Source organism: Pseudomonas sp. OVF7 (genome assembly GCF_030644265.1).
In the GTDB taxonomy this organism is placed as follows: Bacteria; Pseudomonadota; Gammaproteobacteria; order Pseudomonadales; family Pseudomonadaceae; genus Aquipseudomonas; species Aquipseudomonas gorinensis.
In genome coordinates this window covers 1,087,087-1,101,975 of record NZ_CP128996.1, presented here as the reverse complement: position 1 = coordinate 1,101,975, position 14,889 = coordinate 1,087,087, and the positions used below count along the sequence as shown (strand labels likewise).

Genomic DNA, 14,889 nt, shown 5'->3' with positions numbered 1-14,889 from the left:
CTGCAAGGATTCCCTGTGCCGACTCCGCCCGCCAAGTCTTCGCTGGCTGCCCACATGGACGAAAGTCCGGCGCCCTTGTATGCCCGCGTCAAACAGATGATCAGCCAGCAGATCCTCAACGGCAACTGGCCGCCCCATTACCGCGTACCGTCGGAGAGCGAACTGGTCAGCCAGCTGGGTTTCAGCCGCATGACCATCAACCGCGCCCTGCGTGAGCTCACCGCCGAAGGTTTGCTGGTGCGCATGCAAGGCGTCGGCACGTTTGTCGCCGAGCCCAAGAGCCAGTCCGCGCTGTTTGAAGTGCACAACATTGCCGATGAGATCGCCTCCCGCGGACATCGCCATACCTGCCAGGTCATCACCTTGGGCGAAGAGGCCGCCGGTTCCGAGCGCGCCGTCGCCCTGGAAATGCGTGAGGGCGGACGGGTGTTCCACTCGTTGATCGTGCATTACGAAAACGATATTCCCGTGCAAATCGAAGACCGTTTCGTCAACGCGCTGGTCGCCCCGGAATACCTGCAACAGGATTTCACCCAGCAAACGCCCTACGCCTATCTGAACCAGGTGGCGCCGCTGACCGAAGGCGAGCACGTGGTTGAAGCGATCCTCGCCGATGCCACCGAGTGCAAACTGTTGCAGATCGAGCCGAGCGAGCCATGCCTGTTGATTCGCCGCCGCACGTGGTCGGGTCGCCAGCCGGTGACCGCCGCGCGTTTGATCCACCCCGGTTCCCGTCATAGCCTGGAAGGACGTTTCAGTAAATGAGTGCAGTGAAAGTCTGGCGCGCCACCGATTACGTGCGCATGCCGTGGAAAAACGGCGGTGGCAGCACCGAAGAAATCACCCGTGATGCTGGCGAGGGCCTGGAGGGGTTTGGCTGGCGCTTGTCGATTGCCGACATCGGCGAGTCGGGCGGGTTTTCCAGCTTCGCCGGTTACCAGCGCGTGATCACGGTGATCAAGGGCGCCGGCATGGTGTTGACCGTGGATGGCGAAGAACAGCGCGGCCTGTTGCCCCTGCAACCATTTGCCTTCAAGGGTGATAGCCAGGTGTCATGCCGCCTGATCACCGGGCCGATCCGCGATTTCAACCTGATCTATTCGCCCCAGCGTTACCACGCGAGGCTGCAATGGGTGGACGGTGTGCAGCAGTTCTTCAGTACCGCGCAGACCGTGCTGGTGTTCAGCGTGGCGGATGAAGTGAAGGTGCTGGGGCACACGCTGGGTCATCACGATTGCCTGCAAATCGACGGTAACACCGGCCTGTTGGACATAGGCGTGGCTGGCCGCAGCTGCATCATCGAACTGACCGCACGCGGTTAAAAACTGTGGGAGGGGGCTTGCTCCCGATATAGGTGTGTCAGTACCAGATGGGCTGACTGATCCACCGCTATCGGGGGCAAGCCCCCTCCCACATTTGTTTCCCACTGTTCTTGCGACCTGTTTCCAGGTCTCGCACCATTTTGTTACCGAACGCCCCAGCGTGGCGCAAAACCGCGCTGTCGTGACAAACCTCCCTCGCTATAAAACGCCTTCGTAAGAAATTTCATCATCCCTCCAGGCCTTAATTTCCAAGGCTCGAACGCGCTTTCCAAAAAAATCCGAACACCTCGCTCAGAAAGTTGGCCGCTTGATTGCATATGCTTGTATGTACAAGTAAAGATGTGTGCGTAAGACTCTCCTTCGCACCGTCCATGTTCGCGCATCATGCCGAGGAGTCCAGCTGTGACCGATTTTTCGAAAGCAAGGCCTACAAAATACCGTGACGTCGAAATCCGTGCCGCCCGCGGTAATAAGCTCACCGCCAAAAGCTGGCTGACCGAAGCGCCGCTGCGCATGCTGATGAACAACCTTGACCCGCAAGTGGCCGAGAACCCGAAAGAACTGGTGGTGTACGGTGGTATTGGCCGTGCAGCGCGCAACTGGGAGTGCTACGACCAGATCGTCGAAAGCCTCACCCACCTGAATGACGACGAAACCCTGCTGGTGCAATCCGGCAAACCGGTCGGCGTGTTCAAGACCCACACCAATGCGCCGCGCGTGCTGATCGCCAACTCCAACCTGGTGCCGCACTGGGCCAGCTGGGAACACTTCAACGAACTGGATGCCAAGGGCCTGGCCATGTACGGCCAGATGACCGCCGGCAGCTGGATCTACATCGGTAGCCAGGGCATCGTCCAAGGCACGTACGAAACCTTCGTCGAAGCCGGTCGCCAGCATTACAACAGCGACCTCAAGGGCCGTTGGGTACTGACCGCCGGCCTCGGCGGCATGGGCGGCGCTCAACCACTGGCCGCAACCCTGGCTGGCGCCTGCTCGTTGAACATTGAATGCCAACAGGTCAGCATCGATTTCCGCCTGAACAGCCGTTACGTCGACGAACAAGCCACTGACCTCGACGACGCCCTGGCGCGCATTGCCAAGTACACCAAAGAGGGCAAGGCGATTTCCATCGCCCTGCTGGGTAACGCCGCCGAAATCCTGCCGGAACTGGTCAAGCGCGGCGTGCGTCCGGACATGGTCACCGACCAGACCAGCGCCCACGACCCGCTCAACGGTTACCTGCCGGCCGGTTGGACCTGGGACGAATACCGCGCCCGCGTCAAGACCGAACCGGCGGCCGTGATCAAGGCCGCCAAGCAGTCGATGGCCGTGCACGTCAAAGCCATGTTGGAATTCCAGAAGCAAGGCATCCCGACCTTCGACTACGGCAACAACATCCGCCAGATGGCGCAGGAAGAGGGCGTGGAAAATGCGTTCGACTTCCCAGGCTTCGTACCGGCGTACATCCGCCCGCTGTTCTGCCGTGGCATCGGCCCGTTCCGTTGGGCGGCGCTGTCCGGTGACCCGCAGGACATCTACAAGACCGACGCCAAGGTCAAGGAGCTGATCCCCGACGACGCCCACCTGCACAACTGGCTGGACATGGCGCGCGAGCGCATCAGCTTCCAGGGCCTGCCGGCGCGTATCTGCTGGGTTGGCCTGGGCCAGCGCGCCAAGCTGGGCCTGGCGTTCAACGAAATGGTGCGCAGCGGTGAGCTGTCGGCACCGGTCGTGATCGGCCGTGACCACCTGGACTCCGGCTCGGTGGCCAGCCCCAACCGCGAAACCGAAGCCATGCAGGACGGTTCCGACGCCGTGTCCGATTGGCCTCTGCTCAACGCCTTGCTCAACACCGCCAGCGGCGCGACCTGGGTTTCGCTGCACCACGGCGGCGGCGTGGGCATGGGCTTCTCCCAACACTCCGGGATGGTAATCGTCTGTGACGGCACCGACGAAGCCGCTGAGCGGATTGCTCGCGTACTGCACAACGACCCGGCCACCGGGGTGATGCGTCATGCCGATGCGGGTTACCAGATCGCGATCGACTGCGCCAAAGAGCAGGGGCTGAACCTGCCGATGATCAAGTAACCGATGTGGGAGGGGGCTTGCTCCCGATGGTGGTGTATCAGCCAATAGGCCTGGCGACTGACCCACTGCCATCGGCAGCAAGCCCCCTCCACATGTGATCGGCGGCGAACCCAAAACAATCCATCAGAGGTTGAACACCCATGGCTGCAAATGATGCGCGTGCAAGCACCACCCCGTTGATCGAAAGGCGTTCGATCGACTACATCCCGGAAGCGGAAAGACACGGTCGTCTATTGAGCCAGTTCACCCTGTGGCTGGGTGCCAACCTGCAGATCACTGCGATCGTCACCGGGGCCCTGGCCGTGGTGCTGGGCGGTGATGTGTTCTGGTCGTTGATCGGCCTGCTGATCGGTCAACTGCTGGGCGGTGGCGTGATGGCGTTGCATGCGGCCCAAGGGCCCAAGCTGGGCCTGCCGCAGATGATCTCCAGCCGGGTGCAATTCGGTGTGTATGGCGCGGCGATCCCGATCGTACTGGTCTGCTTGATGTACCTCGGTTTCACCGCGACGGGCACGGTGCTTTCCGGTCAGGCGCTGGGCCAATTGTTCGGTGTCAGCGACAGCGTCGGGATCCTGGCCTTCGCCAGTGTCATCGTGCTGGTCACGGTGCTCGGTTATCGGGTGATCCACTTTATCGGCCGCGTTGCCAGCGTCATTGGCGTGATTGCCTTTGTCTACCTGTTCAGCCGTCTGATGAGCCAGGCCGACGTTGGTGCGCTCCTGCAAATCCGCCACTTCAGTTGGAGCAGCTTCCTGCTGGCGGTGTCGCTCGCGGCATCCTGGCAAATCGCCTTCGGCCCTTACGTGGCGGACTATTCACGCTACCTGCCGAGCACGACGTCCTCGGTGAAAACCTTTCTGGCGGCCGGTGCCGGTTCGGTGGTTGGCGCACAGGTGGCGATGATCCTCGGCGTGTTTGCCGCGGCCATGTCCAACGGGCAATTTGCCGGTCATGAAGTGGCCTACATCGTAGGTCTGGGTGGTGCGGGGGCCTCGGCTGCGCTGCTGTACTTCAGCATCGCGTTCGGCAAGGTCACCATCTCTACGCTGAACTCCTACGGCAGCTTCATGTGCATCGCGACCATCATCAGCGGCTTTCGGGGTCGCCTGGAGGTCACGCGCTTGCAGCGTCTTGTGTTCGTGCTGGCCATCGTTGGCGCGGCGACCCTGATCGCCTTGCTTGGCCAGCACTCGTTCCTCGGTGCATTCAAGTCTTTCATCCTGTTCCTGCTGGCGTTCTTTACGCCTTGGAGTGCGATCAACCTGGTCGACTACTACTGCATCACTCGTGATCGCTATGACGTGTCGGCGCTGGCCGATCCGAACGGTCGCTACGGCCGTTGGAACCCGGTCGGTATCAGCGTCTACGTATTCGGGGTGCTGGTGCAATTGCCATTCATCTCCACCAAGTTCTACACCGGCCCGCTGGTGGCGGCCCTGGGGGATGTGGACATTTCCTGGATCATCGGCCTGGTACTTCCCGCCGCGCTGTACTACTGGGCGGCAAAAAAATGGCCCAGATCGATGCCTGAACACCTGATCCTGCCGCTAGAGCAGGGCGCTGTACCAACGACGACAAACGGGCTGGTTCCACAGGCCTGAGGGGACGTGGACAGGGCAGGATGCCTAATGACTGCCGTAATCCATTTCATGATTGGGAGCGTCACAACAATGAAAATGCACAAGACCCTGTTGGCCACCGTATTCTCCGCGGGCTTGCTGGCCACTGCTGGCGCCCAGGCGGCCGGTTGGTGTGAATCCGGTAAACCGGTGAAGTTCGCCGGCCTGAACTGGGAAAGCGGCATGTTGCTCACCGACATCCTGCAAACCGTTCTGGAAAAAGGCTACGACTGCAAAACCGATAGCCTGCCCGGCAACTCCATCACCATGGAAAACGCCCTGAGCAGCAACGATATCCAAGTGTTTGCCGAAGAGTGGGTTGGCCGCAGCGAAGTGTGGAACAAGGCCGAGAAGGCCGGCAAAGTCGTCGGCGTCGGTGCGCCGATTGTGGGCGCTATCGAAGGCTGGTACGTGCCGCGCTATGTGGTCGTAGGTGATGCCAAGCGCAAGCTGGAACCCAAGGCGGCGGGCCTGAAAAACATCGCCGACCTGGCCAAGTACGCCTCTGTGTTCAAAGACCCGGAAGAGCCCTCCAAGGGCCGTTTCTACAACTGCCCGGCCGGCTGGACCTGCGAGCTGGACAACAGCGAAATGCTCAAGAGCTACGGCCTGGAAAGCAGCTACACCAACTTCCGTCCAGGCACCGGCCCGGCGTTGGATGCCGCGGTGCTGTCGAGCTACAAGCGTGGCGAACCGATCCTGTTCTACTACTGGTCGCCGACACCGCTGATGGGCCAGGTCGACCTGGTGAAACTGGAAGAAAAACCGGGTGTGGATAAAAGCGTGAGCATCAAGGTCGGCCTGTCCAAGACCTTCCACGAACAAGCCCCGGAACTGGTGGCTGTGCTGGAAAAAGTCAACCTGCCCATCGACCTGCTGAACCAGAACCTGGGGCGCATGGCCAAGGAGCGAATTGAGTCGCCGAAACTGGCGAAAATTTTCCTCAAGGAACATCCTGAAGTCTGGCACGCCTGGGTGAGTGAAGACGCAGCCAAGAAAATCGACGCGGCCTTGTAGGTCAAGTGTGCACGGCTACCCTGAGGGGTAGCCGGGCGCCTGGCCACAACCCACTGGATCGAGAGCACGCTATGTTTCCTGAGAGTTTTACGTTTTCCATTGCCGACTGGGTCAACGGTTGGGTGGACTCACTGGTCACCAATTACGGCGATGTGTTCCGGCACATCTCCGACACCCTGCTGTGGGCCATCGTCAACCTGGAAGGGTTGCTGCGTGCAGCTCCCTGGTGGCTGATGCTGGCCATCGTCGGCGGTGTTGCCTGGCATGCCACCCGCAAGGTGCTGACCACGGCGGTGATCGTCGGCTTGCTGTTCCTGGTGGGCGCGGTCGGCCTGTGGGACAAGCTGATGCAGACCCTGGCGCTGATGATGGTCGCCACGGTGATCTCGGTGCTGATCGGCATTCCGCTGGGCATTTTGTCGGCACGCAGCAATCGCCTGCGTTCGGTGCTGATGCCGCTGCTCGATATCATGCAAACCATGCCCAGCTTCGTGTACCTGATCCCGGTGCTGATGCTGTTCGGCCTGGGCAAGGTGCCGGCGATCTTCGCCACGGTGATCTACGCCGCGCCGCCGCTGATTCGCCTGACCGACCTGGGGATTCGCCAGGTCGACGGCGAAGTCATGGAAGCCATCAACGCCTTTGGTGCCAACCGCTGGCAGCAACTGTTCGGCGTGCAACTGCCGCTGGCCCTGCCGAGCATCATGGCCGGTATCAACCAGACCACCATGATGGCGTTGTCGATGGTGGTGATCGCCTCGATGATCGGCGCCCGTGGCCTGGGCGAAGACGTGCTCGTCGGCATCCAGACCCTCAACGTCGGTCGTGGCCTGGAAGCCGGGCTGGCGATCGTGATTCTCGCAGTGGTCATCGACCGCATTACCCAGGCCTATGGTCGTCCACGGCATGAGGCGAGCAAATGACTACTGTCAGCAAAATCGAAGTAAAAAACGTCTTCAAGATCTTCGGCGCGCGCTCCAAGGAGGCGCTGTCGTTGATCGGCCAGGGCAAGACCAAGGATCAAGTGCTGGCCGAGACCGGTTGCGTGGTCGGCGTTAACGATTTGTCCCTGAGCATCGGTACCGGTGAGATCTTCGTGATCATGGGCCTGTCGGGCTCGGGCAAATCCACGCTGGTGCGCCACTTCAATCGCCTGATCGACCCCACCAGCGGTGCGATCCTGGTCGACGGTGAAGACATCCTGCAACTGGACATGGATGCCCTGCGCCAATTCCGTCGGCACAAGATCAGCATGGTGTTCCAGAGCTTCGGCCTGTTGCCCCACAAGAGCGTGCTCGACAACGTCGCCTATGGCCTCAAGGTGCGCGGCGAAACCAAGCAAGTCTGTACCGAACGCGCACAGCACTGGGTCGAAACCGTGGGCCTCAAGGGCTACGAAAACAAATACCCGCACCAGCTCTCCGGCGGTATGCGCCAACGTGTGGGCCTGGCCCGCGCCCTGGCGGCCGACACCGACATCATCCTGATGGACGAAGCCTTCAGCGCCCTCGACCCGCTGATTCGCGCCGAGATGCAGGACCAGTTGCTCGAGCTGCAAAAGACTCTGCACAAGACCATCGTATTCATCACCCACGACCTCGACGAGGCCGTGCGTATCGGTAACCGCATCGCGATCCTCAAGGACGGCAAGCTGATCCAGGTCGGCACGCCGCGGGAGATCCTGCACTCGCCGGCGGATGAGTACGTGGATCGGTTTGTTCAGCGGCGGGCGGCGGTGGTCTGATCCTGGATGTGTGGGGCGGCTGCTGGCCCTATCGGGGGCAAGCCCCCTCCCACATTTTGAATTGTGAACACCTTCAAAGCTGGGAGGGGGCTTGCCCCCGATAGGGCCGGTAAGGCTGCACAAGAATTGAAAAAGGTATGAAGATGTCCCAGGCAGCAAAAATCATCATCGCCGATACCCCCCTGCGCTGGCAGGACGTGGTCGCCGTCGCCCGTCACGGCGCGGTGCTCCAACTCTCCGGCCAGGCCTGGGCGCGGATCGACAATGCCCAGGCCATCGTGCAGCGCATCGTCACCAGCGGCGAACGCGCCTACGGCGTGAACACCGGGCTGGGCGCGTTGTGCAACGTGTCGCTTGAGGGCGAGCAACTGAGCCAGTTGTCGCGCAATACCCTGTTGAGCCACGCCTGTGGCGTCGGCCCGGTACTCAGCGACGAGCAGACCCGCGCGATCATCTGTGCGGCCGTCATCAACTACAGCCACGGCAAATCCGGCCTGCATCCGCAGGTGGTGCATTCGCTGCTGGCGCTGCTCAACCACGGCATCACGCCGCAAGTACCGTCCCAGGGCTCGGTGGGTTATCTGACCCATATGGCCCATGTCGGTGTGGCGCTGCTGGGCGTCGGTCATGTGAGCTATCGCGGTCAGGTCGTCCCGGCGCAACAGGCCCTGGACCAAGAAGGTTTGCAGCCGGTGGTACTCGGCGCCAAGGACGGCCTGTGCCTGGTCAACGGCACGCCGTGCATGACCGGCCTGAGTTGCCTGGCCCTGGCCGATGCTCACCACCTGCTGCAATGGGCCGATGTGATCGGCGCCATGAGTTTCGAGGCCCTGCGTGGCCAGATCGATGCGTTCGACGAAGAAATCATTGCCCTCAAGCCTCACCCCGGCATGCAGCAGGTCGGTATCAACCTGCGCGCGTTGCTCGATGGCAGTGAAGTGATCGCCAGCAGCAAAGGCATCCGCACCCAGGACGCCCTGAGCATCCGCTCGATCCCGCAGATCCACGGTGCGGCGCGCGATCAGCTGGAGCACGCGACCCGCCAGATCGAGACCGAACTCAACAGCGCCACCGACAACCCACTGGTACTCGGTACGCCGGACAACTACCGCGTAGTGTCCCAGGCCAACCCTCACGGGCAGTCCGTGGCGCTGGCTGCCGATATGCTCGCCATCGCCATGGCCGAAATCGGCTCGGTGGCCGAGCGCCGTCTCGACCGCCTGATCAACCCCCACGTCAGCGGCCTGCCGGCGTTTCTGGTGAGCAACCCCGGGGTCAACTCCGGGATGATGATCGTGCAGTACGTCGCCGCTTCGTTGTGCGGGCAAAACCGCCAGCTGGCGCAACCGGCGGTACTCGACAACTTCGTCACGTCGGGCCTGCAGGAAGACCATTTGAGCATGGGCACCAATGCCGCGCTCAAGCTGCACCAGGTGCTGGCCAACGTCACTCAGATCCTCGCCATCGAGTACCTGCTGGCGGCCCAGGCATTCGAATTCCTCAAGGGCCAGCGCTTCGGCGCGGGCACCGACAGCGCCTGGCGCCTGTTGCGTGAACACGTGCCACCGTACGAGCAGGATCGCTGGCTGGCGCCGGACATCGCCACCGCCGCCGCGCTGCTCAAGAACACCGCTTTGCTGCACCCGGTTTTTCCCGAATTGCACTGAACAATAATTCACAAGGAGCACGAATGTGACTGCGCTAAACCTGATTCCAGGCCAACTGAGCCTCGCCCAACTGCGGGCCATCTACCAGCAGCCGGTAACCCTCAGCCTGGATGACAGTGCCTCGGCCCAGATTGAAGCCAGTGTCGCCTGCGTGGAACAGATTCTCGCCGAGAACCGCACTGCCTACGGCATCAACACCGGTTTCGGCCTGCTGGCCTCGACCCGCATTGCCAGCGAAGACCTGGAAAACCTCCAGCGCTCCCTGGTGCTGTCCCATGCCGCAGGCGTCGGTGAGCCCATCAGCGATGCGCTGGTGCGGCTGGTCATGGTGCTCAAGGTCAACAGCCTGAGCCGTGGCTTTTCCGGGATTCGCCGCCAGGTCATCGACGCACTGATCGCGCTGATCAACGCCGAGGTGTACCCGCATATTCCGCTGAAAGGTTCGGTCGGTGCGTCCGGCGACTTGGCGCCCTTGGCCCATATGTCCCTGGTGCTGCTCGGCGAAGGCAAGGCGCGCCACAAGGGCGAATGGCTGGAGGCGACCGACGCGCTGAAAGTCGCCGGCCTCACGCCGCTGACCCTGGCCGCTAAGGAGGGGCTGGCGCTGCTCAACGGCACCCAGGTGTCCACTGCCTACGCCTTGCGCGGCCTGTTCGAAGGTGAAGATCTGTTCGCCGGCGCCCTGGCCTGTGGCGGCCTCACCGTGGAAGCGGTGCTGGGTTCGCGTTCGCCGTTCGATGCGCGTATCCACGCAGCCCGTGGCCAGCGAGGGCAGATCGACTCGGCGGCGGCTTATCGCGACCTGCTCGGCGACAGCAGCCAGGTGTCGCAGTCGCACCAGAATTGCGACAAGGTGCAGGACCCGTACTCCCTGCGCTGCCAGCCACAGGTCATGGGCGCCTGCCTGACCCAGTTCCGCCAGGCCGCCGACGTGCTGGTGATCGAAGCCAACGCCGTGTCAGACAACCCGCTGGTCTTCGCCGCGGAAGGCGACGTGATCTCCGGCGGCAACTTCCACGCCGAACCGGTGGCCATGGCTGCTGACAACATGGCGCTGGCCATCGCTGAAATCGGTTCCCTGAGCGAGCGCCGTATCTCGTTGATGATGGACAAGCACATGTCGCAACTGCCGCCGTTCCTGGTGGGCAATGGCGGGGTGAACTCCGGCTTCATGATTGCCCAGGTGACCGCCGCGGCACTCGCCAGCGAGAACAAGGCGCTGGCCCATCCCCATAGCGTCGACAGCCTGCCGACCTCGGCCAACCAGGAAGACCACGTGTCCATGGCGCCGGCGGCCGGCAAGCGCCTGTGGGAAATGGCCGAGAACGTGCGCGGTATCTTGGCGGTTGAATGGCTGGCCGCCTGCCAGGGCCTGGACCTGCGCGAAGGCCTGAAAACCTCGCCGAAACTGGAAAAGGCCCGTGGCATGCTGCGCGCCAAGGTGGCGTTCTACGACAAGGACCGCTTCTTCGCCCCGGACATCATCGCCGCCAGCGAACTGCTCGCCAGCCGCTGCCTGAATGAACTGGTGCCGGCCAAGTTGCTGCCGAGCCTCTAAACACACCACACCCCCCTGTAGGAGCGAGCTTGCTCGCGAAAAACTCAAGGACACCGCATTCATCCAGGATGCACGCGTTATCGCTGACGTCCTTCGCGAGCAAGCTCGCTCCTACAGGGATCAGGGATCACATCGGGAGCCGTTGATGAAAACCCTTTGGCAGCACTGCCACGTTGCAACCATGGCCCAAGGCAAATACTCGATCATCGAGGATGCCGCGATGGTCACCGTGGGTTCGCTTATCGAGTGGATCGGCCCGCGCAGCCAAGTGCCCACGCTGGACTATGCCCAGGTGCATGACCTGCAAGGCGCCTGGGTGACTCCCGGGCTGATCGACTGCCACACCCACACGGTGTTCGGCGGCAACCGCAGTGGCGAATTCGAGCAGCGCCTTGAAGGCGTGAGCTATGCCGAGATCGCCGCCCAGGGCGGCGGTATCGCCAGCACTGTGCGCGCCACGCGCGCCGCCAGCGAAGACGAATTGTTCGAAAGCAGCCGCAAGCGCCTGTGCAGTTTGCTGCGCGATGGCGTGACCACGGTGGAGATCAAATCCGGCTACGGCCTGGACCTGGCCAGCGAACGCAAGTTGCTGAGGGTGATTCGCCGCCTCGGTGATGCGCTGCCGGTCAGCGTGCGCGCCACCTGCCTGGCGGCCCACGCCTTGCCACCGGAGTACAAGGACCGCGCCGACGACTACATCGATCACATCTGCACCGAGATGCTGCCGGCGCTGGCCGCCGAAGGGCTGGTGGACGCGGTGGATGCCTTCTGCGAATACCTGGCGTTTTCGCCCGAACAAGTCGAGCGCGTGTTTAAAGTCGCCCGGCAACTCGGCCTACCGGTCAAGCTGCACGCCGAGCAACTGTCATCGCTGCACGGTTCGAGCCTGGCGGCGCGTTACCAGGCGCTGTCGGCGGATCACCTGGAGTTCATGACCGAAGACGACGCCATCGCCATGGCCGCGTCCGGTACCGTCGCAGTCTTGCTGCCGGGGGCGTTCTACTTCCTGCGCGAAACCCAGTTGCCGCCCATGGATGCCTTGCGCAGGCACGGCGTGAAAATCGCCATCGCCAGTGACCTCAACCCCGGTACCTCGCCGGCGTTGTCGGTGCGGTTGATGCTGAACATGGCCTGCACCCTGTTCCGCATGACCCCGGAAGAAGCCCTGGCCGGCGCCACGCAACACGCGGCCACCGCCCTGGGCATGGGCGATACCCATGGCTCGCTGGAAGTGGGCAAGGTTGCCGACTTTGTGGCCTGGCAGATCGATCGCCCCGCCGACCTGGCCTATTGGCTGGGCGGCGAGCTGGATAAACGCGTCGTGCGCCACGGCGTCGATATCAATGTTTAAGGAGTACCGTTGTGGATAAGGTTCTGAGCTTCAAACAAGGCCGCGTGCCGCTGCTGATCAGCATGCCCCACGCCGGGTTGCGCCTCACGCCCGCGGTCGAAGCCGGTTTGATCCCCGAGGCGCAAAGCCTGCCGGACACCGACTGGCACATTCCGACCCTGTATGACTTTGCCGAGGAACTGGGCGCCAGCACCTTGGCGGCGCAGTACTCGCGATTTGTCATCGACCTCAACCGGCCGTCCGACGACAAGCCGCTGTACGTCGGCGCCACCACCGGCCTGTACCCGGCGACGCTGTTCGATGGCGTGCCGTTGTTCCGTGAAGGGCTGGAACCGAGCGCGACCGAACGCGCCAACTACCTGCAAAAGGTCTGGGGCCCGTACCACCGCACGCTGCGAGAGGAGCTGGCCCGCCTCAAGGCTGAGTTCGGCTATGCGCTGCTGTTCGATGCGCATTCGATCCGCTCGGTAATCCCCCACCTGTTCGACGGCAAGCTGCCGGACTTCAACCTGGGCACCTTCAACGGCGCCGCCTGTGATCCGGAACTGGCCAGCCAGCTCGAAGCCATCTGTGCCACTTATCCACAGTACACCCACGTCTTGAACGGGCGCTTCAAGGGCGGCCATATCACCCGCCATTACGGCAACCCGGCGCAGGATATCCACGCCGTGCAGCTGGAGTTGTGCCAGAGCACCTATATGGAAGAGTTCGAGCCGTTCCGCTATCGCCCGGATCTGGCCGAACCGACGCGGGTGGTGTTGAAGCAGTTGCTGCAAGGGCTTCTAGCGTGGGGGAAACAGCGTTATTCAAGGTAATTGAAGTGCGAGCTCTCGGGGGCGTGGGCACTGTGCTGTACCTCGGCAAAGGGCTGGTCCACGCTCGTTTGCGGGCCCAGGGCCAGGCGGCAGAGGTCGATCCGTTGTATCGCTGTCTGTTCCAGTACTTACATGGCGAACGGCTGACACCGGTCTAAGTACTCAAGGACATGCTCATTGCACAATTCGGGTTTATAGTGCCAGACGGCAAAATAAAAGACGTCCCACCAGGGATGAACCCGACCCCTTATGGAGCGCGCAATGCAGACTTGGTACCCGCAGATCAAACCCTACGCCCGGCACGATCTGGCCGTTGATGCCATTCACACGCTGTATGTCGATGAAAGTGGCTCCCCCGAGGGCTTGCCTGTGGTCTTCATCCACGGTGGCCCAGGCTCAGGTTGCGACGCCCAGAGCCGCTGCTATTTCGATCCGAACCTGTACCGCATCGTCACATTCGACCAACGTGGCTGCGGCCGCTCAACACCCCGCGCTAGCCTGGAAAACAACACCACCTGGGACCTGGTCGCCGACCTCGAGCGCATCCGCGAGCACCTGGGCATCGACAAATGGGTGCTGTTTGGCGGCTCCTGGGGCTCGACCCTTGCCCTGGCCTACGCGCAAACCCACCCCGAGCGCGTGCATGGCCTGATCGTGCGCGGCATTTTCCTCGCCCGCCCGCAGGACATCGAGTGGTTCTACCAGGCCGGCGCCAGCCGCCTGTTCCCGGATTACTGGCAGGACTACATCGCGCCGATTCCTGCCGATGAGCGTCACGACATGATCGCGGCCTATCACAAGCGCCTGACCGGCAACGACCAGATCGCCCAGATGCACGCGGCCAAGGCCTGGTCCGGCTGGGAAGGTCGCATGCTGGGCCTGTGCCCGAGTCCGCAGCATGTGGAGCGTTTCTCCGAGCCGCAACGCGCACTGTCCATTGCGCGTATCGAGTGCCATTACTTCACCAATAACTCCTTCCTGGAGCCCAACCAACTGATTCGCGACATGCATAAGATCGCCCATCTGCCTGGCGTAATCATCCATGGGCGCTACGATATGATCTGCCCTCTGGATAACGCTTGGGAGTTGCATCAGGCGTGGCCCAACAGCGAACTGCAGGTGATCCGCGAGGCTGGCCATGCGGCGTCCGAGCCCGGTATTACGGATGCTCTGGTCCGCGCGACCGGCGAAATGGCGCGACGCCTGCTTGACCTGCCACCAGAAGAAGCATGAAGGGCCTGTTGCAGCGGGTGCGTGGCGCCCGTGTCGAAGTCGCAGGCGAAATCGTAGGGGCGATCGACCAGGGTTTGCTGGTGCTGGTGGCCGTTGAGCCATCGGATACACGCGAGAGTGCCGACAAACTCCTGCACAAGCTGCTTAACTACCGGGTATTCAGCGACGACGAGGGCAAGATGAACCGTTCGCTGAGGGATATCGGCGGCGGTTTGCTGCTGGTGTCGCAGTTCACCCTGGCGGCCGACACCAGGAGCGGGCTGCGGCCAAGCTTCTCCACGGCGGCGCCTCCCGCCTTGGGAGCGGCGCTTTTTGAGCACTTGTTGTCACAAGCGCAACAATTGCATGGCACGGTGGCGTCGGGGCGTTTTGGTGCGGATATGCAGGTGCATTTGGTCAATGATGGCCCTGTGACCTTCCTCCTACAGACATGAATGTATTAAAAACGACTTTAATGCCTAAAAACGCAGGGTTT

The 14,889-nt window shown here is 62.2% G+C and carries 13 protein-coding genes; all 13 read left to right on the top strand.

What is annotated here, in order from left to right; translation table 11 throughout:
* Positions 1 to 54: 54 nt before the first annotated feature.
* Positions 55 to 765 (top strand): histidine utilization repressor, encoded by a 711-nt coding sequence (hutC, locus tag QU606_RS04910; protein ID WP_223817892.1) that lies wholly within the window; start codon positions 55 to 57, stop codon positions 763 to 765.
* Entirely contained in the window at positions 762 to 1,322 is a 561-nt protein-coding gene (locus tag QU606_RS04905; RefSeq protein ID WP_024072910.1) for a HutD family protein, read from the top strand. The genes hutC and QU606_RS04905 overlap by 4 nt, the downstream gene beginning before the upstream one ends.
* Before the next feature lie 402 nt (positions 1,323 to 1,724).
* On the top strand, positions 1,725 to 3,410 hold the full coding sequence (gene hutU / locus QU606_RS04900) for a urocanate hydratase (RefSeq protein WP_304998159.1): 1,686 nt from the start codon (positions 1,725 to 1,727) through the stop codon (positions 3,408 to 3,410).
* A 140-nt stretch (positions 3,411 to 3,550) separates the two neighbouring features.
* The gene (locus QU606_RS04895) at positions 3,551 to 5,011 is read left to right on the top strand and encodes a cytosine permease (RefSeq protein WP_102625431.1); all 1,461 of its coding nucleotides are present in this window, start codon (positions 3,551 to 3,553) and stop codon (positions 5,009 to 5,011) included.
* A 69-nt stretch (positions 5,012 to 5,080) separates the two neighbouring features.
* Positions 5,081 to 6,046, top strand: coding sequence for an ABC transporter substrate-binding protein (locus QU606_RS04890; protein WP_168232201.1), 966 nt, complete (start codon positions 5,081 to 5,083; stop codon positions 6,044 to 6,046).
* A 71-nt stretch (positions 6,047 to 6,117) separates the two neighbouring features.
* Positions 6,118 to 6,969, top strand: a complete 852-nt coding sequence (locus QU606_RS04885) for a proline/glycine betaine ABC transporter permease (protein ID WP_017738813.1) — start codon at positions 6,118 to 6,120, stop codon at positions 6,967 to 6,969.
* A complete protein-coding gene (locus tag QU606_RS04880; protein ID WP_024072914.1) occupies positions 6,966 to 7,790 on the top strand; it encodes a glycine betaine/L-proline ABC transporter ATP-binding protein in 825 nt (274 codons plus the stop codon). The genes QU606_RS04885 and QU606_RS04880 overlap by 4 nt, the downstream gene beginning before the upstream one ends.
* 143 nt (positions 7,791 to 7,933) lie before the next feature.
* On the top strand, positions 7,934 to 9,457 hold the full coding sequence (hutH, locus tag QU606_RS04875; protein ID WP_041161079.1) for a histidine ammonia-lyase: 1,524 nt from the start codon (positions 7,934 to 7,936) through the stop codon (positions 9,455 to 9,457).
* 25 nt (positions 9,458 to 9,482) lie between these two features.
* Positions 9,483 to 11,015, top strand: a complete 1,533-nt coding sequence (gene hutH / locus QU606_RS04870; RefSeq protein WP_193690091.1) for a histidine ammonia-lyase — start codon at positions 9,483 to 9,485, stop codon at positions 11,013 to 11,015.
* Positions 11,016 to 11,160: 145 nt separating this feature from the next.
* On the top strand, positions 11,161 to 12,366 hold the full coding sequence (gene hutI, locus QU606_RS04865; protein WP_069075079.1) for an imidazolonepropionase: 1,206 nt from the start codon (positions 11,161 to 11,163) through the stop codon (positions 12,364 to 12,366).
* A gap of 11 nt (positions 12,367 to 12,377) precedes the next feature.
* Positions 12,378 to 13,181 (top strand): N-formylglutamate deformylase, encoded by an 804-nt coding sequence (hutG, locus tag QU606_RS04860; protein WP_304998158.1) that lies wholly within the window; start codon positions 12,378 to 12,380, stop codon positions 13,179 to 13,181.
* A 261-nt stretch (positions 13,182 to 13,442) separates the two neighbouring features.
* A complete protein-coding gene (gene pip / locus QU606_RS04855; protein WP_024072919.1) occupies positions 13,443 to 14,414 on the top strand; it encodes a prolyl aminopeptidase in 972 nt (323 codons plus the stop codon).
* A complete protein-coding gene (gene dtd, locus QU606_RS04850) occupies positions 14,411 to 14,848 on the top strand; it encodes a D-aminoacyl-tRNA deacylase (RefSeq protein ID WP_069075077.1) in 438 nt (145 codons plus the stop codon). The genes pip and dtd overlap by 4 nt, the downstream gene beginning before the upstream one ends.
* Positions 14,849 to 14,889 lie beyond the last annotated feature (41 nt).